The organism is Coleofasciculus sp. E2-BRE-01, from assembly GCF_040221695.1.
In the GTDB taxonomy this organism is placed as follows: Bacteria; Cyanobacteriota; Cyanobacteriia; order Cyanobacteriales; family Coleofasciculaceae; genus Coleofasciculus.
The window spans coordinates 20,870-44,934 of record NZ_JAVKEA010000187.1; the positions used below are offsets into that span (position 1 = coordinate 20,870).

At 45.0% G+C, this 24,065-nt stretch carries 21 protein-coding genes and 2 pseudogenes; 9 read left to right on the forward strand and 14 right to left on the reverse strand.

Features of this window, described 5'->3' with window-relative positions:
• Nucleotides 1–41 precede the first annotated feature (41 nt).
• Both RIG66_RS22860 and RIG66_RS22865 read right to left on the reverse strand, forming a co-directional pair.
• Complete coding sequence (locus RIG66_RS22860; RefSeq protein WP_446381013.1) at nucleotides 42–488, reverse strand: HNH endonuclease; 447 nt, start codon at nucleotides 486–488, stop codon at nucleotides 42–44.
• Nucleotides 485–724: a hypothetical protein gene (locus RIG66_RS22865; protein ID WP_446370238.1), complete on the reverse strand. Its 240-nt coding sequence runs from the start codon at nucleotides 722–724 to the stop codon at nucleotides 485–487. The genes RIG66_RS22860 and RIG66_RS22865 overlap by 4 nt, the downstream gene beginning before the upstream one ends.
• A 213-nt stretch (nucleotides 725–937) precedes the next feature.
• Between RIG66_RS22865 and RIG66_RS22870 the strand changes: the two genes are divergently transcribed.
• Nucleotides 938–1,852 carry a Uma2 family endonuclease gene (locus RIG66_RS22870; RefSeq protein WP_446381014.1) on the forward strand — a complete coding sequence of 305 codons (915 nt, stop codon included), beginning with the start codon at nucleotides 938–940 and terminating at the stop codon, nucleotides 1,850–1,852.
• A 348-nt stretch (nucleotides 1,853–2,200) separates the two neighbouring features.
• Nucleotides 2,201–2,851, forward strand: a complete 651-nt coding sequence (gene hisIE / locus RIG66_RS22875; protein ID WP_446381015.1) for a bifunctional phosphoribosyl-AMP cyclohydrolase/phosphoribosyl-ATP diphosphatase HisIE — start codon at nucleotides 2,201–2,203, stop codon at nucleotides 2,849–2,851.
• A 188-nt stretch (nucleotides 2,852–3,039) separates the two neighbouring features.
• Here hisIE and RIG66_RS22880 read toward each other — a convergent pair whose 3' ends face one another.
• Nucleotides 3,040–3,180, reverse strand: a complete 141-nt coding sequence (locus RIG66_RS22880) for a hypothetical protein (protein ID WP_446381016.1) — start codon at nucleotides 3,178–3,180, stop codon at nucleotides 3,040–3,042.
• 238 nt (nucleotides 3,181–3,418) lie between these two features.
• On the opposite strand from RIG66_RS22880, the gene RIG66_RS22885 reads away from it, so the two are divergent.
• The 5 genes and pseudogenes from RIG66_RS22885 to RIG66_RS22905 all read left to right on the forward strand — a co-directional run bounded on the left by RIG66_RS22885 (nucleotide 3,419) and on the right by RIG66_RS22905 (nucleotide 8,624).
• The gene (locus RIG66_RS22885; protein ID WP_446381017.1) at nucleotides 3,419–4,198 is read left to right on the forward strand and encodes a hypothetical protein; all 780 of its coding nucleotides are present in this window, start codon (nucleotides 3,419–3,421) and stop codon (nucleotides 4,196–4,198) included.
• Nucleotides 4,199–4,264: 66 nt separating this feature from the next.
• Nucleotides 4,265–4,519 (forward strand): annotated as a pseudogene (locus RIG66_RS22890) (tetratricopeptide repeat protein); the annotation flags it as partial.
• 24 nt (nucleotides 4,520–4,543) lie between these two features.
• Complete coding sequence (locus RIG66_RS22895) at nucleotides 4,544–5,530, forward strand: McrB family protein (RefSeq protein WP_446381018.1); 987 nt, start codon at nucleotides 4,544–4,546, stop codon at nucleotides 5,528–5,530.
• Between the two features lie 31 nt (nucleotides 5,531–5,561).
• On the forward strand, nucleotides 5,562–7,091 hold the full coding sequence (locus RIG66_RS22900) for a DUF2357 domain-containing protein (RefSeq protein WP_446381019.1): 1,530 nt from the start codon (nucleotides 5,562–5,564) through the stop codon (nucleotides 7,089–7,091).
• A gap of 12 nt (nucleotides 7,092–7,103) precedes the next feature.
• Nucleotides 7,104–8,624, forward strand: a complete 1,521-nt coding sequence (locus RIG66_RS22905; protein WP_446381020.1) for a phytoene desaturase family protein — start codon at nucleotides 7,104–7,106, stop codon at nucleotides 8,622–8,624.
• A gap of 159 nt (nucleotides 8,625–8,783) precedes the next feature.
• Here the strand turns inward: RIG66_RS22905 and RIG66_RS22910 are convergent, their stop codons facing one another.
• A complete protein-coding gene (locus tag RIG66_RS22910; protein WP_446381021.1) occupies nucleotides 8,784–10,058 on the reverse strand; it encodes a cyclic nucleotide-binding domain-containing protein in 1,275 nt (424 codons plus the stop codon).
• Nucleotides 10,059–10,191: 133 nt separating this feature from the next.
• Here RIG66_RS22910 and RIG66_RS22915 point away from each other — a divergent pair, with 133 nt between their 5' ends.
• Nucleotides 10,192–10,767, forward strand: coding sequence for a DUF4126 domain-containing protein (locus tag RIG66_RS22915; protein ID WP_446381022.1), 576 nt, complete (start codon nucleotides 10,192–10,194; stop codon nucleotides 10,765–10,767).
• A 43-nt stretch (nucleotides 10,768–10,810) separates the two neighbouring features.
• Here the strand turns inward: RIG66_RS22915 and RIG66_RS22920 are convergent.
• Nucleotides 10,811–11,735: pseudogene (locus RIG66_RS22920) on the reverse strand (IS701 family transposase); the annotation flags it as partial.
• 859 nt (nucleotides 11,736–12,594) lie between these two features.
• The gene (locus RIG66_RS22925) at nucleotides 12,595–16,836 is read right to left on the reverse strand and encodes a PA14 domain-containing protein (protein WP_446381023.1); all 4,242 of its coding nucleotides are present in this window, start codon (nucleotides 16,834–16,836) and stop codon (nucleotides 12,595–12,597) included.
• Between the two features lie 762 nt (nucleotides 16,837–17,598).
• Between RIG66_RS22925 and RIG66_RS22930 the strand changes: the two genes are divergently transcribed.
• On the forward strand, nucleotides 17,599–19,377 hold the full coding sequence (locus RIG66_RS22930; protein ID WP_446381024.1) for a serine/threonine protein kinase: 1,779 nt from the start codon (nucleotides 17,599–17,601) through the stop codon (nucleotides 19,375–19,377).
• A gap of 10 nt (nucleotides 19,378–19,387) precedes the next feature.
• Here the strand turns inward: RIG66_RS22930 and RIG66_RS22935 are convergent, their stop codons facing one another.
• From RIG66_RS22935 to RIG66_RS22970, 8 genes are all read right to left on the reverse strand, one after another.
• Nucleotides 19,388–20,032, reverse strand: coding sequence for a Uma2 family endonuclease (locus RIG66_RS22935; protein WP_446381025.1), 645 nt, complete (start codon nucleotides 20,030–20,032; stop codon nucleotides 19,388–19,390).
• Nucleotides 20,033–20,246: 214 nt separating this feature from the next.
• The gene (gene hemB, locus RIG66_RS22940; protein ID WP_446381026.1) at nucleotides 20,247–21,230 is read right to left on the reverse strand and encodes a porphobilinogen synthase; all 984 of its coding nucleotides are present in this window, start codon (nucleotides 21,228–21,230) and stop codon (nucleotides 20,247–20,249) included.
• 3 nt (nucleotides 21,231–21,233) lie between these two features.
• Nucleotides 21,234–21,371 carry a hypothetical protein gene (locus tag RIG66_RS22945; protein WP_446381027.1) on the reverse strand — a complete coding sequence of 46 codons (138 nt, stop codon included), beginning with the start codon at nucleotides 21,369–21,371 and terminating at the stop codon, nucleotides 21,234–21,236.
• Nucleotides 21,372–21,444: 73 nt separating this feature from the next.
• Complete coding sequence (locus tag RIG66_RS22950) at nucleotides 21,445–21,882, reverse strand: hypothetical protein (protein WP_446381028.1); 438 nt, start codon at nucleotides 21,880–21,882, stop codon at nucleotides 21,445–21,447.
• Nucleotides 21,882–22,319 carry a Panacea domain-containing protein gene (locus RIG66_RS22955; RefSeq protein WP_446381029.1) on the reverse strand — a complete coding sequence of 146 codons (438 nt, stop codon included), beginning with the start codon at nucleotides 22,317–22,319 and terminating at the stop codon, nucleotides 21,882–21,884. The genes RIG66_RS22950 and RIG66_RS22955 overlap by 1 nt, the downstream gene beginning before the upstream one ends.
• 134 nt (nucleotides 22,320–22,453) lie before the next feature.
• Nucleotides 22,454–22,867, reverse strand: a complete 414-nt coding sequence (locus RIG66_RS22960) for a hypothetical protein (RefSeq protein WP_446381030.1) — start codon at nucleotides 22,865–22,867, stop codon at nucleotides 22,454–22,456.
• A 15-nt stretch (nucleotides 22,868–22,882) separates the two neighbouring features.
• Complete coding sequence (locus tag RIG66_RS22965; protein ID WP_446381031.1) at nucleotides 22,883–23,773, reverse strand: ParA family protein; 891 nt, start codon at nucleotides 23,771–23,773, stop codon at nucleotides 22,883–22,885.
• Nucleotides 23,761–23,919, reverse strand: coding sequence for a hypothetical protein (locus RIG66_RS22970; protein WP_006105944.1), 159 nt, complete (start codon nucleotides 23,917–23,919; stop codon nucleotides 23,761–23,763). The genes RIG66_RS22965 and RIG66_RS22970 overlap by 13 nt, the downstream gene beginning before the upstream one ends.
• Nucleotides 23,920–24,065: the final 146 nt, after the last annotated feature.

A 24,065-nucleotide genomic window follows, 5' to 3' on the forward strand; every position in this document is an offset into this window, starting at 1 on the left:
GTGACGGTTTCTTAGAAAATACCCAGCCTGAGAGAGTCATTTCACTCCTGTGAATCACCATCAGGAGGATGCCATCCCCCACGAACCCAAAGGCGACGAGCTTTCACAATGGAACCATCATTATGATAATCATCATTCAAATCCAACCGTTCACAGGTGGCTCGACCCACGGAGGTTTTGCCAATGATTTTCAAACCATCCGCTGACCAAATGAAATGATCTGCCCATACCTGTATTCGTGGATTAAACAATTGAATTTCTTCTTGAGTAATTGGATCAATCCCTGTGACGAAATTGTAGCGATATCCATTACAACGCTGACAAGCTAACGCTAGATTTTCTAAATCATCAGCCCCTCCCAATGAACGAGGCATAATATGGTCAATCGCAAAATTAGCAGCACTGGCTTCTTCTGATGAGTGGCAATATTCACACAAATAGTTTGCCCTTTCCCGTACCTGTCGCCTAACATTATCATTCAACGTCATGATTCAGCGATAATACGGGCATTCAACAGGGTAAAGATACGATCTAATTCCAAAAGCCCACTGAGTTCAGCTTGTTCATCTTGATTAAGACTTACCTCTTTTTGGCGTTCAGAAAGCTCATCCAAACGAACTTGAAGGGCATCTGTGAATTTGAACAGATATAAATTGCGTACTCGCTGAATCTTAATGCCAGTTTCAACCCAGGATGAGGGTTGCACCATTGTTTGAGCAATCATTATGATCAGTGAATCTCTGTTTTCTGTTGACTATGATACTAGCTTAACCTAAACTTTCCCCCTACAGATGGAGGTTTAACAGTAGAGCCAGCGTAAGTCCCAATACGGCTCGGATACAGCATCTTCTAAAACGGTGTATCACATCGAGTCTGAAAACGCTGTAACGCCGCTAAAATGATGGAATAGATTTCACAGTAATCAACACCTCTGATCATGATTCGTCTGCCCACCCAAGCCAATCCCCCAGATTCTCCCCGGCAAACTTTGCCGACTATGTATGATTTACCCAGTGATAATCCGGAGGACCCAGGATTGCCCGATGAGTTTCACTTTTTTCAACCGCTTTTACTCCTTTTAACCTTTCAACCAACTAATTGGAATTGGGAGCAGGTGTTTTCTGCTTGCGATTTGAATCTTTATTACGATGTGAATCATACCCATTGGTACAAGCGTCCCGATTGGTTTGGCGTTGTCGGAATTCCGCGCTTGTATGAACAGCGAGAGTTGCGCTTAAGTTATGTGATTTGGCAAGAGCAAATTAGTCCTTTTGTCGTGGTGGAGTTATTATCTCCAGGGACGGAAGATGAGGATTTTGGACGGACAATATCCCAAGCCGGAAGTCCACCGACGAAATGGCAGGTGTATGAACAGATTTTGCGGGTGCCGTACTATGTGATTTTTAGCCGCTATACTCATGAACTGCAAATTTTCCATTTAATTGAGGGGAATTATCAACGGGTGAATTTAACCGATAATCGGTTGGTCATACCCGAATTAGGGTTAAGCTTGGGATTATGGTCAGGACGGTTTCGTGAGATTAACGGATGCTGGTTGCGATGGATGACCCCTTCAGGAGAGTTGATTCCCACGGATAATGAGCAGGCTGTATTGGCTGAACAACGGGCAATCGCCGCCGAAGAACGCGCCCAGCAGGAAGCTGAACTCGCTCGATTAGCCCAAGAACGCGCCCAGCAGGAAGCCCAACTTGCTCGATTAGCTGAAGAACGCGCCCAGCACGAAGCCCAACGCGCACAATTAGCCCAACAACAGGCACTTGCGGCTGAAGAACGCGCCCAACAATTGGCGCAACGGTTGCGAGAATTAGGTATTGATCCAGACAATGTGTAGGGCAAGATAAGCTGTCATGCATTTAAATTGGGGCTTGCTGCACAAAGCCGAAACCCTTAGCTATCAACACTTGGAGCCGTAGAGAAAGTTATTCATCTTCAAGGAAATGTGAGGCTTTATGGTGGCAATGCCCACCCTACTAGCGTGGCAAGGTTAAAACAGTGGTCAAGTATTTTCTCAAACCCTTATGAGAGTAGCGATCCAGAAAAATTTTACCCACAACTTGAAGCTTGCCAGCCTACTACGGGATATCAATGGTGTCATTGCTACTAAAAGGCTTCATGAAAATCCAGGTTCTTGGCGAACACTGGTAAGTTAGTTATTATCGTTCGCTTTCGTTACTGCACTATGTCATCGACTGTATCCTCTACTCCCAGCCCCGCGATTCCGGTTGAGAAAATCCGTTATAACGATCAGGGGCTTGTCCCCGCCATTGTCCAGGATTATCTGGATGGTACGGTATTGATGATGGCGTGGATGAATCGGGAATCATTGCAGAAAACCCTGGAAACTGGGGAAACTTGGTTCTGGAGTCGATCGCGTCAGGAATTATGGCACAAAGGCGCAACATCGGGTCATTTGCAGCATGTGCGATCGCTCCGTTATGACTGTGATAGTGATACGCTGCTGATTGGTGTGGAACAGGTGGGGGATATTGCCTGTCATACGGGGGAACGTAGTTGTTTTCATCAGGTGGATGGGATAAAGGCTGCACCGCCTGCTGATACATTGTCTCAGGTGTTTGAGGTGATTTGCGATCGCCGAGATAATCCTACCCCTGAATCCTATACCTGTAAGCTATTTAATGGTGGGGATAATAAGATTCTTAAAAAGATTGGTGAAGAAGCCGCCGAGGTGGTAATGGCGTGCAAGGATGATGAGAAAGATGCGATCGCGTCGGAAGCGGCGGATTTGTTTTATCACACCCTAGTCGCCTTAGCGCATCACCAGATTGATGTGCGGGATGTTTATCGCAAGTTACAGGAGAGAAGGCGATAGCATCTGCCCGGAGTTCAAACTCCGGGCTAAGAACTCAAGTCCATTAAAATGGACTAACATCTCTTGGGTTTCACGACTCATTTAAAATAGCTACAGAATCTGGGTTTTATGAATATTTAATGTACCCAAGGTTTGGGAATTGCAACAGGAACCGACGCAATCGAACGCATCGGTACAGATGTCAGGCGTCAGAAACCCAGATAGGGTGTTAGGTAACGCTTACGCTCTACCCAACCGACAAGAACATTTTGTGTTCTGACATGCTCCCGGCGTAATCGTGCGATCGCGCCAATCCTAAACCACAGCATAACCTGTATAGGGTCTGACATCGACGACTGCTATCGGTTACGCTACCAAAAGAGCTAGATGAAGCTTAGGGATGGGATTGAGGAGTGCGATCGCGCTTTTGGCGGCTGAGTCTCCTTGCGGGTATCAGCTATGCTATGTAAAGAGCGAGATGAAGTTTAGGGTGGGATTGAAGAGTGCGATCGCGCTTTAACACCAGCGAGTCATTAGTTAGGCTTGCTGCCATCAGTCGCAGTAATAACTTTAGTATTATAAGGAAAAATGGCAGATGTTACTGTAAACCCGGAATGCCCCTTTTCAGAAGAAACCTTTAACCTTCTTGCACAACTGGATAAAGATTTCTATATAGCGCATGAAGCAGAATTCAAAAAGTATGTCGAACAGCCACTTCAGAAGCTTTGCCGTCAAGTGGCGGCTCAACTACCAAATGAGATTATTAAGCGCCTAGAACTGAAAGTTAAGGTATCTCAAAATTCTTCTAATAAAATTTTTTTAGGTCTTTTTTATCATAAAAAAACAAGGCTTGATTTGAAAAATAATTCTGCTATATTGTTGATATGTATTGATTCATATTTTGAGCTAAAGTTTGGATTGTTTATTCCTGATAAAACCCATAGCAAGCAACGCTTCATTGAAAATGTAAAGAATAATTTTAACAAAGAAATCATTCTTCAGAATACTTGCCTACCTGATAAATGTATACTAAACTTGTCAAATAATAGTAAAAGTCTTGATCCCATTAATCGTTTGGGGGAGTGGTTAAAGCTTCTGGCTCGAAAGAATAGTAGCACTAAGAATATTGAAGCCAGTTTTTTTCTCCTGCCCAATCAAGTTTTACGTTATTCTAGTGAACAATTAACGACTCAGATTAAGCAGACTTTTGAATCTCTTTTTATTCTATTTTTAATGGCAACCTTTGATGAGCCTATTGACGAGATAAGACACTACTTAAATGCCAAAGAAAATATTTTGACAGAAATATATTTAGGACGAGGAATTAGCAACTATAGAGAAGATAATTACCAAAGTTCAATTGAATAACTTGATAAGGCTTTAGAAGAAGCTCCCAATTTAGCTGATGCTTATAGTTACCGAGGACAAGCTAAAGCTGAACTGGGAGACCTTGATGGTGCTATATCAGACTATAACCAATTACTACTCATTCAGCCTAAAAATTCTGAAGCTTACTATAACCGAGGCAATGCCTACCATAAGCTCAAAGATTATGATACAGCTATTCAGGATTACAATCAAGCTCTGAATATTAATCCTAACTTTGCTTTAGCTCATTACCAGAGAGGGCTTACCTACTTAGCACTGGAGAATCACGAGAGAGCAATTGAGGATTTATGCAGAGCTGTAGAACTCTTTGAGCAGGAAAAAGACATGGATAAATCCGAAGAAGCGCAGAGTATTCTTAAAGCAATTCAGCTAGACTACTCTGAACCTTCATTTACGGAGATTTGCCAGAAGATTCACTCTAGAGGTTTACGTATCTCCGATAGTACTCTGCGCCGCTATCACTTAGCTCTTAAAAGCCGGAAATTTGTAATTCTCTCTGGAATTAGCGGCACGGGTAAGACTTGGCTGACCAAAGCTTATACTGATGCAGTAGAGGCTGAATATCTTTTGGTTCCAGTCGCTCCTAATTGGATGACTAATGAAGATTTGCTAGGTTATCTCAGTCCAATTGACAACAAATACCACGACACTGACTTTAGCACATTTCTAGAGAAGGCGGAAGAGGAGTATCAGCAAGCCCAAGTTGAAAAACGTACTCCTAAACCCTATCATCTAGTCTTAGACGAGATGAACTTAGCACGGGTAGAGTATTATTTCGCGAAATTCCTATCTGTAATGGAAGTGCGGATGCGCGAAGGAGTAGCTCAAATTCAGCTTGCGCCAGATAAACAAGTCTTACTTACCCCAAATCTCTACTTCATTGGTACAGTCAATGTAGATGAAACAACTCATAGCTTTGCTGACAAGGTTTATGATCGAGCGCAACTCATTGAGCTTGAAGCCCCTCGTCAGGCTTTATACGAGCATTTGGGTGATGTTCCCTATCGTGAAATCCTGATGAAAATTTGGGATGAAGTACACACTGTTGCTCCCTTTGCTTTCCGGGTTATAGATGAAATCAAGACTTATGTAGAAGAGGCTGAAGCGTTGAATGTATCTTGGCAAAATGCTTTAGATGAACAACTTTTGCAGAAGATTCTCCCAAAAGTTAAAGGTACAGATGATCGAGTGGGAGTAGCTCTCCAAGCGTTTGTAGATATTGCTAATGATAAGGGTTTTACCTTAAGCCATAAAAAAGCGACTAAGATGCTGGAAACATTCAATCAACATGGATTTACCTCCTACTTCTAAGCTTAGATTTCTTAACCCTAAAGGTGAAGCATTGCAGGCTCCGTTAGAGTGGCAGCCCGGTTTTATAGAAATTCAAGTCCCTAAAAATAAATGGGAAGAGGTGCGGCTTTGGCGGCAGGGTGAAGAACTCTCAATCTCCCTAAAACGTTTGGCTAACAAGGCTCGAATTCTGGCTGATTGGCATCGCTCAAACCCCGGTTACTATCAACTGCGACTTGAGTATCAGGGGCAGGTTGAAGAGCAAATTATCACGGTTTGGTCTCAAAAGATTAGCCGCACAGCTTTTGCTCAGATGCTAGAGGATTTGGATGCTAGTCTCCCCACCTCAGTAGCAATAGGATTACAGCGTATTGGGGCTTTAGCTAGTCTCAAATTGCCACAACTAGGTGAGACGACTTTAGCACAGGAAATGGTTCGTCTGCGTCGAGCTATTAATGGCACAGAAAACCGACCCGGGCTTACTAATATTCTGCGTCAAATTGCTGATAACCCTTACCAAATTCTCAACACTAATCAGGTTTGGGTTAGGCAAGAGCAAGTTCGCCGACCTTCTCTTAGTGGGCTAGTTCAGGCTTTTAGTCGAGGACATAACCTAGATGCTAATGGGCGACCCATTCGCGTACCTGATACACGAGTGGAACATACTATTGATGTTTATGAAAATCAGGTAGTTAAGTTGTTTTTTGAGCTAGTCAATCAAAGACTGCGACGAGTTCGATATGTCTTTGACGCTGACCCAAGAGGTAAGCCTCTGGATGAATTAAATTCTCTGTTTGCACAACTGAAAAAGGCTCGACAGCAAGCTGCTTTTCTCGACCAGGTAAGTCAGCTTAAACGGCAACCCAATCAAATCACGATGGTTCTCTTAAAGCGCCCACTTTACCATGCTACTTTGGAAGGGTATCTAGAATTTATCAGAAGTCTGACAGTGCGGTTGGAAGAATCAGATCTAGATGCCCCTTTGGAGAATCTTCCTCATCTCTATCAGATTTGGGGGACGCTTTGGGTAATAGAAACACTGCTGGAAGTCGCTCACCAAAAAGGATATCAGGTAGAAAAACAGTGCTTGGTGGGTCGGGATAAAAGCGGCATTTATGTCCGAGTTCTACCTAATAATCAGCCAGCATTAGTTTTAATTCACCCTCAATATCAAACCAGAGTCAAGTTAATTCCAGAACGAACCTATGGACAAGATGGTGAACTACGCAGCGCCAGTGTTAAACTTCGTCCTGATATAGCAGTAGAAATCGAGCAACTTGATGGTTCTCAACAGGTTTACCTTTTTGACCCTAAGTATAAACTCGATAGTGAAACACAGGACAATTTAGGCAATCAAGGAAAACCGAAAGCAGCAGATATCCAAAAAATGCATACCTATCATGACGCCATCCACGATAGAACGGGTAATCAAGTTGTGCAATATGCGGCGATTCTTTACCCTGGTTCCTACAAGTCATATTCTGGAGGAGAAATTGAAGCGCTTCCAGCCTATCCTGGAAATGAGGCTAAACTACAGCAGCACCTGTATCCTGTGTTAGAGAACGCCCTCACGGTTGTGTAATCGCCTAAACTCATGAGTCTGGATGTAATTGTTATCGGTAGCGGGATTGGCGGATTGACGGCGGGTGCTTTACTCGCCCGTTATGGCAAGCGGGTGCTAGTTTGTGAAAGCCATGCTATTCCCGGCGGTGCGGCGCATAGTTTCCACAGACAGGGGTTTGAGTTTGATTCGGGTCCTTCATTTTACTGTGGCTTGAGTCACCAACGCCCCAGTCTTAACCCCCTACGGCAAGTTTTGGATGTCCTGGGCGAGTCGTTAGAAACGGTTCCCTATGACCCCCTAGGACATTACCATTTTCCCGAAGCGACGTTACCCGTGTACAGTGACGCCCAACGGTATCGAGAAGCTGTAGCCGAGATTACGCCTCAAGGGGCGAAAGAATTAGCACAATTTGAAAAACGCCTACTTTCTCTCTATGAGGGGTTGCGAGAGATTCCCACGATCGCATTACGATCAGATTGGCAAGTGATTCCAGTTTTAGTGGGACGTTATTTACCCTCGCTATTAAAATTACTACCTCATCTGGGACTTGTCCAGAATTCTGTGGGCAAAATCATGGATGAAACCGTGGGTGATCCCTGGGTGCGGCGGCTGATTGATGTGGAATGCTTTTTGTTATCGGGATTAAAGGCACAGGGAACGATCGCGCCTGAGGTAGCCTTTATGTTAGGGGAACGTTCCCGTGCGGGTGTGGAGTACCCTGTAGGCGGAAGTCGGGCGATTGTGGAGGCGTTGGTGCGGGGGTTAGAACGCTGGGGGGGTGAGTTGCGCCTAAATGCCCATGTTGACCAAATTTTAGTCCAAGGGGGGAAAGCCGTTGGGGTACGATTGCAACGGGGAGAGGTGGTAAACGCCCCGGTGGTGATTTCTAATGCCACAATTTGGGATACCTACAGTCAGTTATTGCGCCCAGAGGATTTACCCAAAGCGTACCGGAAACAGTCCCTAGAAACCCCAGCCGTCGAGAGTTTTATGCACCTACATTTAGGGATTCGGGCGGAGGGGTTAGAGGAGTTGACGGGACATCATGTTGTGGTTCACGATGCTAATCGGGATATTACTGAACCGGGTAATACCTGCATGATTTCTATTCCCTCGGTATGGGATGCTAATCTTGCCCCTATGGGTCATCATGTAATTCATGCCTATACCTTAGAACCCTACCAGGGTTGGCAGCGTGATGATAACTATAAGGAGAAGAAAAAAGCGCGATCGCAATCCTTATTCCGGGCGTTAGAACGGGTGATTCCGGATATTCGAGAACGGATCACCTTAGAACTGATTGGTACGCCGTTAACTCATTCGTATTATTTACGTCGCTATCAAGGCACCTATGGTCCTGCGATCGCGGCGGGTAAAGCCATGTTTCCCAGTTGTCACACGCCGATTCCGGGATTGTATCGGGTGGGGGATAGTACAATGCCAGGAATAGGTGTTCCGGCGGTGGCGGGTTCGGGTATTCTTTGCGCCAATACCTTGGTGACACCCTCACAAACAGCCGAGGTATTGGCATGTCTGGGTAACCAGGGGTAATCGTGCGATCGCTCAATTGACTAACAGTATTCTAAGTAGGTCGGTGTCAATAAAGCTATCTATAGTAAGTTATGTAAGTAAACCTCAAACCCTTACAAATGACAAATGACGAATGACGAATGACGATCACCACCGTTAACTTTAACTGTCCCTACCTACTTATAATAAATGACCGGATGAGATAAAAAACCCAAGCAGAAATCCTAAAATTGTCGAAAAAACAACAGAACTGCCTCCCAGTTCGTAAGCTTCCGGCATCATTGTACTAGCAACCATGGCTAAGATAGCGCCGCCAGAAATAGCCTGTGCGATCGCGACAACGACCTCAGATGTATTATTTTGTAAAAAATAACCCCCAATGGCACATAAACCACTGAGAATCACCACACCTATCCATAATCCCAAAATCTGACTCGTTTTTGTTCCCGCTTGTTTCATTCCCGTGGCGCTGGATAAGGCTTCTGGAAAATTAGAAATAAATACCGCCAATAAAAAAGACCAGCCCAAATCGCTATTGCCGGAATTCATGCCAATCACCGCCGCTTCTGGGATATTATCAATTAATGTACCCACCAGAATGGCAAATGGTGTAGACTGTTTCACCAAATTTTCTAGGGTAACTTGATCGTCCCGGAGTAACAGATCCAGGTCAACTTGATTCATAACTTGCTGTCGCCACCGATCTAAACGATGTTCCACAACCATGCGTGATTCCGTCGCGACTTGCAGTCGTCGGGCTAAGGCGCGACTCAGTGACCAAGCCAGATGGGGCGACCAGGTTAGCATGGTGTTGAAATGTTCCTGGTGTAACTGATACAATTCCATTTGGGTGCGAGCAACCACGGTGGCAGATCGCGGTTCTCCAGTCAGGAGTGCCATCTCACCAAAGACTTCTCCAGGTCCCATCGTACCGAGAACTTTTCTACCCTTGCGGACTTCGGCTTCACCGTCAACAATCATATAGAAATAGTCACCAGGGGTTCCGTCTTCACAAATTACGTCTCCAGGGTTGGCGTGAATTGGATTCAGAAACAGGGCAACTCTCTGCCGTTCCTTGGGAGGTAAGTTTTGCATCACCTCAATATGGGCGATGCGATTGAGGACATCCGTCACCTGATCAGCACCATGTTCAACCAGGTAGCGGCGACTGGAGGCTGGTTTACGTAAGAATCCGCCATGTTGGTCAATATAGGATGTCAGTCCGGTAAATAACATCCCTCCTGCCATAAACCCAATTAACAGGGGGACAAAGCCACTGTGACGATAGACCGGAATCGTGATTTCAAACGCGATCGCAGACAGTAGTGTACCACTCCCAAATGCCATAATCGTCGCGGATAAGTGGCGACTCGGTTGCCAAAAGACTCCCACTGACGCGCCCAAGGCTAAACTAGACGCGCCCAGAATTCCTTGAAAAAAGGCTGCCGTTGGCATAGGTGGCTTACGTTTTTAGGTCAGTTTTCATCCTATCGGAGAAAGGGCATCAAAGGATGTGGGATTGTCTACAAACGTTAAACTGAGGACAGGGGTATAACCAATTGATTTCTCTTTCAGGCATCAGATAACAATGATTGAACTCCTAGCCGTACTTTCGGTAGCAGCAGCAGTAGGAATGAGGATTGCTTTGCCTTTATTGGTGATTGGCTTATTGCAAAGCGATAACCTCTGGAATGAAATTCCCCTGCTGTCTCGCATTCACCCTTCGGTTTTAGTCGGTATTTTGACCACCTTCTCGTTATTTGAATTATTTGCCTCAAAGAAGCTGGTGGGACAGCGAGTCTTGCAAATTATCCAACTCTTGTTCAGTCCTGGGGTTGGCGCGATTATGGGTATTGCTGTCGCCCAGTTTGTTAACGCCCCTGTGGAAATTATTTGGATTGCTGGGATAGTTAGTGGGTTATTGGCTTTTGTCCTGCAATTGGTACAAGTTGGCTGGTTTTTTCGCTTACGCGGTTTACCGTTATGGCTGGTTTTTAGCCAAGATGTTTTATGTGTGGCGTTAGTTATCTTTGCCTTTGATGCGCCTCAACAAGGTGGATTAATTGCGCTGATTCTATTGTGGATAGCGATTCGCAGTTCTCAACAATGGTATCGTTTATATAGCAGGAACAATCGTTCGCGGCGATATCGGCAAGTTTTGTAGTTTGATTGGGGATTATATTATATCCTTTGGTATTGGACAGGACTTACGCATTGACAGGAAGACAATCATGTGAATTAGCCTTGAGCGGCTGCACGCGATTTTCCAAAATGTATGTACGAATAGCTTCTTTAAATAAAGTTCTTTGGACTTCATACCAATTGCTAATTAAATTTTCTATTCTCATAAATTCCAACTGGATGAAAGCTCGGATTGCACAAAAAATGTGAGTTTTAATTGCCTCGGTATCTCTCACCCTAAAGCGCTCAAGGCTACATAGCTGCTTCGTAGCTCTGTGATAGCTTTCAATCCCCCAATGAACATCATGAAGGACTAAAAATTCTTGTCGTGTTATCTGCTCTAATTTCTGGAATTCAGGAAAGTATAAAATATAGTGTCTAACGTCTTCGTTTTTGAAGACTGCCCTAAACAACTTGACCATTCCGAATCCTTTCAGATGAGTGACTAATCCCTGTTCGGGAATCTCAAGATTTTGCACCTTAAAATAGTGGTGGGGTTGAGGTGAGACTGTTCTATCTTTGGCAACACCAAATAGAAAAACTACTTCCTTTTTTCTAAAAAACTTTAGATTTTCCAAGCTGGCTCCCCCTTGTATCTCCTGTTACCAATAAAGGCTTTATTCCCAACTCTATAACCTCTTCAATCATTTCTCGAAAATAATTGTTCTTTGTTTTTCCCTCCTGCTTATCATAGATTCGATAGTTGATCGGCATTGCTTTTCCGTCTGGATCACGGTAGTACAACGTGACAATGTTAATGCCCTTAAAAACTTGATGATGTTTTCCCGACCAAAAGTAACCGATTAATTTAGCCTTCGTCGGATTACTATAAGGTTTATCTGCAACAGTATCGTCTACACTTAAAATTCCTCCAACCCGATTAATATAGGGTTTTATTTCCTCGAATAAGCCTTTCGGTTCATATCTTTCTCGTAGCAAAAATCGATTGATGCGCTTCTTGGGAATAGTAATTTTTCGGATGCCACGCTCAGGGTAATAAACTAGACAATTATACTTCTTTTTCCCCTCCGTTGTAAGTAGTCGGACTGGCATAAAACGGCAAGCTCATGAAGTTTTGTAATGAAGAGTCCTAGATGGCTTGTCGTGGATCAGATATGTAGGCTAACTTGATTGGTGTAAATGTAAAATTGTGTCCCTAGTGCAGCGCCGCAGAAATACTTGAGCAGCTCATAACAGAACCTACTCCTGTACAAACAAAGGCTTTGGATTTGTTGGGCGTCAGCCTCATTTGACAAGAGTAAAGCCCAAATTAAAATCGTCATAAGCCTGGATAGGTATACGGTGTAGCGATTTGTCAAAGGGGGACTTCAGTTGAAAGTTGCCCCAGGCGCGATCGCAAACTGTTGTCGGGCGGTGGTTGTCTGGTGAAGACGCTGCCAAGGGGGGGGGAAAGCGATCGCGTCCCTAACGGCATAATCCAAAACTTTCGTACATACATTCTGGAAAATCGCGTGCAGCCGCTCAAGGCTAATTCACATGATTGTCTTCCTGTCAATGCGTAAGTCCTGTAGTTGTTAAGGAGGACTCGGATTCAGACTATTGAAGGAACAACACACTGTTAGGTGCGACTGGGGGATCTAACTGAGGTCAAATCCCTCTCTGCCAAGGCTTCTGTCGTTTACGATCGCACCTTTTGTGAGAAATGCGGGTCTAGCAGTAGACACATCGATTAGGACAAACAAACTGTTGTAGAGACGTTCCGGCGGAACGTCTCTACCATAAGATGCTTCTGAACCGCTATGGCGATTGCGATATCACCATCGTCGTCTAAACTGAACCGAATCTGATATTACACAAGCGTTGGAACCATCAGCAGTTCAGCTTGAGGCATTTCAATCAGAGATTCAACAGTTTTATTCGTGAAAGGATCTCCGATACCGATGCTGTTTGTCAGATTAATCGGCGTCACTTCACTAGCAGTAACCGAGTCTGATACATCTTGATGACTAGCTAAAGTCAGTTGTTCAGTTGAAGGATCAAAAGTCTCCTGCCTGCCATTGTCTTCAGTTATAAGCAGATGCGAATGTCCATCATTGTCAAAACCCTCAACACCTGTAGTCCCTAAAAGTTCGTCACCTCCCGACGCAACCGTTGTCAAAGAATTAGCAGTATTCTGCATCATTTCATGGACTGAAAAATCACTGGACTTAGCCGCATAAAGCTGACTTTGAGGGATAATCTCCTGCGATTGACTCGCACTCGACCAAGCCAGTTGTGCTACCGATTTTCCTCGGTTTTCATAGTACTCCATGCGAATTTCGTACTGTTGTCCCGCCTCTAGGTCAATTGTGCCACGATTATCGGTAACCCCATGGTCTGTCCAATTATCAACCAGTAGCTGGTCATTTACCCACAATCGCACGCCATCATCCGAAGAGGTTTTGAACTGATAGGTTTCGGAATAAAGCGGTTCCACAAACCCCGTCCAGCGTACCGAGTAGGTATTGGAGTCTATCGCCGCATCCGGTGAACCTGAACCCCAGTTAAAGTCCACAGTTTCATCCGTGCGAGTTAGCGCTAAGTCAGTGAAATCGCGGTTATTGTAGTATTCAGCAGTTAAACCTGTACCGTTACCACTAATATCTGGACTGGGAGTATCAACAGCAAGGGAATCAAGCCGAGATTCCGGAATAATCTCCTTACCTTGACTCTCACTTGACCACAACAATTGTGCTACCGATTTGCCAAAGTTTTCGTAGTAGTCCATGCGGATGTCATACTGTTGACCCGCTTGCAGGTCAATTGTGCCGCTATTTTCTGTAGCCGCATGATTTGTCCAATTATCAATCAGTAGCTGGTCATCCACCCACAGGCGTACACCATCATCTGAGTTGGTGAAGAATTCGTAGGTTTCTGAGTAGAGAGGGGCGACTGAACCTGTCCAGCGTACCGAGTAGGTATTGGAGTCTATCGCCACATCCGGTGAACCTGAACCCCAGTTAAAGTCAACGGTTTCATCGGTGCGAGTTAGGGCTAAGTCGGTAAAATCGCGGTTATTGTAATATTCGGCAGTTAACCCTGTACCGTTACCATTGCTGGGAGGAGGGTTAATCGCCGGACTATCCAGAACCACATTATCAACAGCAATGAAATCACTATCGGAAGTATGCCGACTTGAATTAACGCTGAAAACAACAAATTGATGACCATCGCCAAAGTCTACATCCCACTCAAAGTTTGTCCAGTCAAAGGTAGAACCGCCGACTGTTTCTTCCAGTAACAGGGTTCGGTTCATGGGAATCGCTCCCGCCTGAGTTGGTCCATTGGAGCCAATCCCACCGTGAAATTCTCCCTCAACTCCCCAAAGGCGGACGGTAATCTCATTGGCTTTGTCATCTCCTTCTGTATTCTTGATATCCAAGCTCAGAGTCTGCTGACCTTGGCGAACCTGATTATCGAGGAAAACCTGTCCCAATGCTGTTTTCCAGGATTTGTCGGTAAAAACAGCCGCACCGCCATCACCAATATTCGGATCACGCGACCAACCCGTACCCAGCCAACCTTCATCGGTTCGGGTACTATTAAGATTCCACTCCGGTCCACCAAATTCACCCGAATTACTGAAGTCACTATCAAGAATTAGGTTGGTATAGGGGGTTGGGATGACCTGAACCTGTTGATTTACCGTACTGGTTGCGCCTTGGCTATCCCAAACTGTCAGGCTGACATCGTGAGAACCCGTTGAGTCAAATTGGTGATTGACTTGGCGACCGAATTCGTCGATACTGCCATCATTATCAAAATCCCAACCATAACTTGCGATCGCGTTGCCAGTGAGTTCCAATGAGGCTGATGGGTCGCTATCGAATGAATCGCTAGCATCAAAGGTGACAACTCCCTGACCACCAACGGACTCATAACTGAAAGCAGCAGTGGGAGCCAGGTTAGAAGCAGAACTTTCAAACTGAGTATTTACAATCTCGAAGTAATCTGGAAAAACATCTGGGTCTCCGAAGTTGCGCTGCTTCTTCGATAAGTTGTGGGTGTTGTTGGAGAAATAGCTATCCTCTAGACGCGACCCCAGAAATGGTATTGAACCCGTACCGGAACCTTCAGCACCACCGCCACCTTCTCGCGGTAAGCGAATTCCCCGCTCAAAACCCTCAACCCGGATATCTTTAAACAGAAGGTCTTGTGCTGGACCATTGCTACCAATCCCGTGACCGCGACCTGCGCCGTTAATCCCTAACTTCACAGGAACTGGATTCTCTGGGTCACCCACAATTAACCCATCCACGAAATCAATCTGGGTACTGTACTGAGTGAAGATTCCCTCGCCATAGATATTCCAGAGTTTGAAATTATCGACCAGAGAGCGAGCATCATGAAATTCACTCAAACCCGGAGCAATAAAGCCCAACTGACCATCATCGTTCCGCATATGGTTCCAGAAAATTATCCCCACATCGGAGTTGTAACTCTCGAAACCGGACAAACGACGCAGTGGCACATTGGTTACATCAATGGTGTTTGGGTCATCGTTACCACGAGAAGCCTGAGAAAGAACTGGCTGTAATTCCGGTGACAGGTTATCAACGGCAACCGTGTCAGCCTCTCTGACTCGAGAGATTCCATCCACGCCATTAAAGATATTAATCCCACCGCCCGCAGCGCTAATGGCAATATTATCCACCATATCCACTTGGGCAGCGCCTTGCACCCAGTACCCCTCGCCGTTAAAGCCCATATCAAACAAGGGAACGCGGTCTGAACCGTCAAAATCGGCTTGGGGACGGTCATCGCCTGTGGTTTTGATGGTAATGTTATTGCGCCATGCACCGAGTTCATTTCCGGCTTCTGCGGCAATTCCAGACCCAACCACATCGAACACTACATTGTCTTCCAAGACGGCGTGGCTGTCATGATGTACCAGTCCCCATCCCGGACTGCCAACAATGGCATTACCTGTGACTAGAGAGGGTGTACTATTGATATCTTCAGCCCCGGTGCGATGCAGATGCAGCGAATATCGCCCACGGGGATTTGTCCCGTAACCCGGTGAACCATCCACATTTTCTCCTGGGTCATCAATCAACCTATTTTTATCTGTTCGTCCCAGGTTGTAAAATCCGGCGTTTTGTACCTCAACATCCGGGTTGTGCATGAACATCACATGACCCCGTTGCTGAGTGGGTAAGGTTTCAGCGTTTTCGGTCTCGAAGATAACGTTCCGACTGGTATTAGCGATGTAAAGCTTTAAGTCCTCGCCCTCAAATCCTTCGGGGCGATGGTGGTCAAACCGGAGTACAGTATTATCACCAGAAGTAATATCGTTGTTGGTAAATTGAATCCGGTTGCCGTTAATTTCGGTGATGGTTAAGACTTCATCTTGAAACCGACTGTTATCGTCATCCGAACCGTCGGGATTGTATGATGTGCCACCTAAGACTAATTTATCCCCAACTTGCCAGCCAGCCGGTGTAGTCATGCCATCGGGCAGATTTAACACCAGTTCATTGTCACCAGCTGAGGCGTCTGTTTGCAGCGATATAAAATCGAGTTTTTCTGCACCATGAATTCTAACTTGACCGTGAGTGACAACGCCGCGACTAATTAGTGTAGAGTCCCAATTGCTATCAATTTCTCCGTTGTCGGCAATGACAATTCTGGCTGTTTTGTTGGCTTTAATCGGGTTAGCTTCACTGCCAATTGTTAATGTACTTGTCGGTGATGCGATGAATGTGTCTACAACAATTTTGGTGTTGCGGTTGTGGGCGAATTCCAGTGTTCCGTCCACACGCACGGTTTCTAGACGAGTGTCACTCTCGGCATCGTAGGTGACATGAACACCTTCAGAAATGACGACTTTAGCATCAGTTCCAGGAATCTGACCTTGCTGCCATGTGTTGGGATCAAACCAAGACCCATCGTTTACAGCGACATGAGTTGCTGCTAAATGGGGAACTAAATCCAATAATTCTAGATGTTGGGCTTGTTTGTCTAGATGGTCTTGATGAGGAAGATTCTGATTATTTTCCATGCTCATCATTGACATATCGGCAGTCTCAGATAGGTTGGTGTCTAGTGGCATAACGTTTGAATTAATCGGTGTAGTCAGTTGGTTTCCAGAAAGCAGTCATCGTTCGATGGCTATTCGCGATCGCTGACCACAAGGAGCGGCATACACACTGAAATCGACTATGACTCATCTAAACTTCACAATCGATTTGCTTATTTAAATTAATAACATTAATTTTTCTTGATTTTCGTAAAGTAAAACAATCTATACGTAATCTTTATACTACCGATAGACAATAATATAAATTTCTTTCATGTTTGGGGTGTTTATTATCTTTAAGTCGCCCAAAATCGCAAACTATAGACTCTTGTTGTGAAAAAAAAGTGAAGACTAGCTGCTAGGAGGCATCCTTATTTTGGCAGAAACACTCTTTTCTGGTGAGATGGGTATCCTGCCCATCCTCCGGGGCAAGGGAGACCCCTACCCGAAAAAGGTAGATGGGTTAATGTATGCTACCGGACTCAACTAAGCCTACAACTATAGCGCTACGCGCTAGGCTTTCTTGCAATAGGCTTTCTTGCAATAGGCAATAGTGAAGAAAAACACTGACTCATCAAGGGCTTGAGCGATTTAAATTTTTCTTCTTTTGTCCTCACCTTAGAACGTAGTGCTATAAGCTTTTATACATTAAAATGGAAAGCTCCATGGCATGATAGAATAGAAAAATATATTTAAAGACTATTTAATTGTAATTAAGGCGTTGAGTCCCCATAACTGAAAAGACTGGGGAATTTGTTGTGTAGAATCGAGAGGCACCGTCTATCGCTGGTGATCGTGCATCAGTTATTTATCGAGTCGGTCTATTGTATTAATCCTGACTGCCCCCGTCCTTATCCCCAATCTGGGGACTTTAAGTTTTGTAGCAGTTGTGGATCGATGCTGCGGCTAAATAATCGCTACATTCCTCTCCAGCGTTTGGGTTTAGGAGGATTTGCGGCGATTTATGCGATTTGGGACCAGCAGGATCAAACGGAAAAAGTCTTGAAACTTTTGGTGGAAACGTCACCCAAGGCGTTGCAGCTATTTGAACAAGAGGCTGCCGTATTGCAACGTCTGAACCATCCGGGTGTGCCTAAAGTGGAGTCTGATGCCTATTTTACTGTACGTCTGAGATCCTGCCAACAGCGGGTACTCCCTTGTCTGGTCATGGAAAAAATAAATGGTCAGACGCTGGAGGCGATCTTAAACCGTTACCCTCAGGGGTGTCCGGAGATGTTGATTATGAATTGGCTGTACCAAGCGGCTGATATTCTCCAGGAGTTACATGATTTGGGAATTATTCACCGGGATCTTAAACCCTCGAACTTAATGGTGCGCGAGGAAACCGGTCAACTGGTGGCGATTGATTTTGGCGGCGCGAAACAAATTGGCGCGATCGCTGTGGGGACAGAGAATCGTTCCACCCGCTTAATTTCTCCGGGTTATAGTCCCCCTGAACAGATTGCGGGGGATGTGGTGGGACCAAGGGCTGATTTTTATGCCTTAGGACGTACCATGATTCAATTACTCACAGGTCAAGATTTGGCGGATTTACAAGATCCAGCGACGGGTGAATTTCACTGGCGCGATCGCACCAAAGTCCGTCGGGGTTTAGCTAACTTACTCGATAGTATGATTCGGCTTGATCCCCACCATCGACCCACTAAAGCCGCCGAGATTCAACGTCGTTTGGTTGTCAGTTGCCGTTTTAACAGAAAATCGTCTTCTTCATCATCCTCATTATTGCAGGCACTGGCTAAAGCCGCAGGAACGGTAAAGGACATTTCTCTGCGAGTTCTGATTACCTGCGCTGAAATTATTGTTAGCTTAGTGCGCTGGGTGTGGCGAGTCTTTATCAGCATAGTTCTGGCTTGTTTAGATACCACCTGGGGAATGGTGATGGCGGGAATCGGTGCAGCCTTTGGCGCTTCTGCTGGATTTGCTTTGATTAACTGGACGATTATTGGCGATCGCTTTGCGGCTTGGATGATCGGACAATGGACTCTCATCGTTCCCGAAATTCAGATTATCCCCTGGCGAGAACTCCTCATGTTTGCTTGTGCGGGTTTGGGGACGGCTTGGGGATTAACGGAGGCGGGAGGATTTGGTCAGCAAAAACGGCGGATTATTGCTGGGATAACCGGAATTTTTGGGTATGGTGTGGGTTGGTTTATTTGGCAGGCGTCGATCTCCGCTTTGGCTAGGAAACAATTGACCGGATTGGGGGATTTTTTACAGGTATCGTTATCTTATGCGATCGCGGATCGCTTACTGGGTTTAGTCACAGCTATTGCAGTTATTCCCTTGGTGTTAGGATTAGGTTTGCCCAGTCATTACCTAGTTCATGCCGCCGTAGCCGCAGCGGGTACGGGTGTGATATTTTCCGGCTTAGTTCGGTTAAATATCTTACCGTTGGAGGTATTAGTTCATATCTTTTCCTTCTCTGATGGCAGTTGGTTAGATTTTATCAATACCATTAGTTTTTTTTGTTTGCTCGGTATTACCATAGGATTTTGGTTAGGCGTAAGTTATTATCTGCTGGTTCCTGTGTTGCGCTGGTTGGGGTGGCGGTGAAAAGTACAAGCTAGCTTTCAGCCTCAGCCATGCTATCTTTCAACCATTGACGAAATTGTTTGACTAATTTGGTTTCTCCAATCGTGTTTCTTAAGGCTAAGAATCTAACCAGATTCTCAGCATTGAGTAAAGGTAAGCCAATACTTCGGTCTTGAGATAGGTATTCGCCGTTTTGCCAACTCAGAATGGTTAGTGTTTGTCCGTCGTAACGCCAGACTTCTGGTACTCCCAAGGCTGCATAAATCGACAGGCGATTGATTGAGCTACTGGTAATATCAATTTCTAGGGCTAAATCAGGAGGTGGAAATTGATTTAAGTCAATTTGAGCGACTCCTCGAACCAGCGCTTCATTCTGGATGTAGTAGCACTGATCGGGTTCTAATCCTCTGGCTAAATCTGCGCGATCGCAAGTACGTGAACCCAGACTGCGAATTTCAATATCCAGTTCTTCAGTCGCTGCTTCAACCAACCGTCCCAGAAGTTTTTTGTAAGTTTCATGAGGATCTAAGGGCATTCTGATTTCTAACATCCCGCGATCATAGGTCAGACGGATAGCTGGTTCTTGTTCAAAATCCCTAATTAATGACTGATACGTTTGCCAGCTAATATTAGGTAAAACAACGCGATCTGGACTTTGAATCAGGGTGGCAGTCATCAAGAGTGTTCCTCGCTTTCATCAAGTTTAGCTAATGTTCGCGGTCACAAACTGAGCTTTTATAATGCAGAGCGTAACGGAGTCCAGCGAAGCATCTGGTGAGATTCTAGGCTAACGCCGAGCTTCGCTAGCACTCCGCTATCGCTCCTTTCTCCAATGACAAACTCGCTCCCGTGCGAAGTTATACGTTTGAGCGCAACTCGGTATTACCCAATCAATCCTGTAGCCAACGGGCGGCGTCTTTGGCATGATACGTCAGAATCAAGTCAGCGCCCGATCGCTTAAATCCGGTTAATGTTTCCATCACCACCTTCTGTTCATCAATCCAGCCATTCAGGGCGGCGGCTTTCACCATGGAATATTCACCCGATACATTGTACGCAGCAACGGGTAAATTTGTGGCTTCCTTCACCCGCCAGATAATATCCATATACGCTAACGCGGGCTTAATCATTAGCATATCTGCCCCTTCAGCAATATCCAATTCTATTTCCTTAATGGCTTCTCGGCTATTGGCGGGGTCCATTTGATAGGTAGCGCGATCGCCAAATTGTGGTGGTGATTCGGCTGCATCCCGAAACGGTCCATAATAGGCAGAGGCATACTTCGCCGCATAAGACAGAATCGGCGTATCTTGGAATCCAGCTTCATCTAATCCTGTGCGAATTGCTTGGACAAAGCCATCCATCATCCCCGATGGGGCAATAATATCCGCCCCAGCCTTGGCTTGAGAGACAGCAGTTTTCTTCAAGAGTTCTAAGGTAGGATCATTGAGAACCCGTCCGCTTAAATCACCGACTTCCAGATACCCACAATGTCCATGACTGGTGTATTCACACAAACAGGTATCGGCAATAATCACTAATTCGGGTACAGCTTCTTTAACGGCTGTGGCTGCTTTCTGGACAATTCCACAATCATGCCATGCGCCCGTGGCTTCCACATCTTTATTATCCGGGATACCAAATAAAATAATTGACGGAATACCCAGATCGTAAACTTCCTTTGCCTCTGCCACGATTTTATCCACCGATAACTGGTAGACTCCCGGCATAGATTTGACCTCTTGGGCGATTCCCTCACCGGGTACAGCAAACAAAGGGTAGATAAGATCGCTGGTTGTGACAACATTTTCACGCACCATGCGACGCAACTGGGTGGTTTGGCGGAGACGGCGAGGACGATGAATGGGAAACATAGGTTAAGATTTGAAAAGACGGATTAACTGACAATTTTTAGACCAGAGAACTATTTTAGAACGAGACGTCCCCTCAGGATAGCCATCATTGCGATCGCGCCGTTCGTAGTGAGCGCTCGATTCGTTTTTTGCATCAAACATTCCAGTCGGTTGAGTTGAATGGGTAAAATGCTTTGTATGTCAAGCTTTTGAGCAGCTTGTCACCCCTTCAGCTTTAATGCTTATACAAGGTGAATTTAGGATCTAACCAAATAATCCGAAAAATATCCTTAATGCGATAACCTACCATTGGAGCCTTTCCCGAAAATCGTAGGGCAATAAAGAAGTCGATATCTTCCGTAATATGCTTAGGAATTGGAGCTTTTATGCTAGTTCTCGCAATCTTTTCTGCACCTAATCCATGCCGATCTGCTGCCCAAATTTGTCGCCAAGTCATTTGACTTCGTTTTCTCAAAGCCTTAGCCAGATCAGCTTGTTCATCCCTAGTACATTTATCCAAACCATAGTCATCCTCTAAATACCGAAGACAAAAAACAGGATGACAGTCATCGTAATTTAAAATTTTGTCCGATGAAGGTTCTGCAATCCTGCCTTTTACTTTAGACTGATTTGAAAAAGGGGGTTTAATTCTCTTCTTCTTACCTTTACCCATCAATCCTCAACAATCTTACTCTTAAAATAGTCACTCATTATTTCATGAGTAATGGTTTGATTTAGTCCTGTATTTATCCAAGGTTTTTCTTGATGAGTAAGATTGGCTAAAACAGTGCCAGTATATTTTCCAAAAACGCTATAAACTTCATCAATTAAATCTTTGCTATCTGGAGAAAATACTTCAGGATTAAAATTTTCAGGATCGGGTAAAGGATTACGCGAGTATTCCTTATAGGTATGATAAATTTCTTCGACTACTGGACCATACTGCCATGCCTTAATTTCTTCTCGAAAAAGAGGCTGATCAAACAACGCCAAATGAAAGCCTTGCGCGTAATACAGCAATTTTTGCAGTTTTAAATTCGTCATCATGCCATCCTCTTCAAGATTGGCATAGTGAATAAAATATTTAGCTATATCCGAAGCTTGATACATAGTGAAGCTCCTAAAGCTGACTGACCTTTAAATCTATTTTCGCATTTTTGTACTCAATTAGGTTGAAGAATCCTTATATGGGGGGTGCGGTTTTCCGAAGAAAGCCAACCCGATCAGGCACAAAAGCCAACCGACTATCGCTCTCTGAAGCGAAAGGCATCGCCTTTACGGGCGCGACAGCTAGCGGTTTGGACGATCAACTCCATCAGGCGATCGCGTTTTTTCCAGCGCATTGCCCGCCGACTAGAATCCATCCCGTGTTCAGCAATCATGTCTTTGAGTTGTTCAACCTCAAGGTGCTGCAACTGTTCGCGTAAGTGTTTCTCTCCTTTTTGGTGATAGAGTTCAACCGGATCAAAAACACTGGTACGTCGGCGAGTGCGGCGCTTTTTCGCGGGAGAAGGCTTTTTTGTCGATAAGATTTGAAATAAGGAATCAATCTCTTGGGCAAAGTCGGGATCATGTTGGTATTTGGTCAGAGTAGCTTGGGTATCGGGAAGTATTTCTTCCAGGAGTTTGATCAAGGCTGTAAGTTTGTCAAGGCTCATTCAATTTCTCCAAGTTCAACTGGAGTGAGACGGCTTATCTTTGATAATGTGACTCGCCGCCATTCTGATCTCTTTGGCTAAATTGAGATATTGTTCAAACTGACCCGCATATCCCCATTTTTGTCGCAAGGTTGAAAACTTATAGGGATGATTGAATTCCACGGTTTCAGCAATTTGTTGTTTGTGCGGAATTTGGGTTTCAAAGACACGGGCATCTTTACTGTATCGACGTAAATCCTTAATTACGCGATCGTGCAGTGTCATTCCGGCATTATATTTACAGATGACAATTCCTAAAGGAACAATCGGTTCAGCGATGGTTTCGGAAAACTCATGAATGGTTTTGGTGATTTGGGGAATTCCATAGGTTGAGAGAATATCCGGAATGGTGGGAATGATATAACCATGGGAAATTCGTAACCCATTGAGTGTCACAATACCTAAATTAGGTGGGCAATCGATGAGAATGTAATCATAGGGTTCAATCATGGCGCGAATTCCGCGCCGCAAAATGTTAATCGGACTGGCGGCATAAAAGCGCCCAGCAGGAATAGTCGCTAGCCTATCTTGCACATTGATTAGATCTAAACTCGACGGAAGCAAGTCTAAGCTGGTTAAGTCTTTAACATTAGAGACTTGCTTTTGCAACGTTTTCTGGAGATGAAACTTAGGATGTTCTGGCGCGATCGCATCCAGAAAGAGTTGGGCTAAGGTGTGATGATTCTCATTGAGTTCCTCCCATCGTTCTTCGCCAATCAGCATTAATGTGGCATTGGTTTGCGGATCAAGGTCGATAACCAAAACTTTGCGATGGAATACCCCAGCCAGCATCTCAGCAACGGCGACGGTGGTTGTTGTTTTACCCACACCTCCCTTCAAGTTAATAAATGAAATTACAATTGCCACAAATCTACTCCAATCTCTAGATTGATTAGGGTGAACAGTTGTTGAATGAAGACTTGTCTTTGCCTAGAAGACTTGAGTAGGTTCATGGGTCGCGATCGCGTCACGTTTGGTAGTAGAAAATCAAGCAAAAGATTATTATTCGTCATTGGGAAGACACGTCCTGCCAATTTACACTAATTCTCAGGCTCACCCGATTACATTGGTAGGATCAAGGGATAGCCTGTTACTGCTGATAAGCGTATCGTCTGGTAGTGCTAATCACCCTGCTACTCTCCAAGGTAACAAGCTCCGA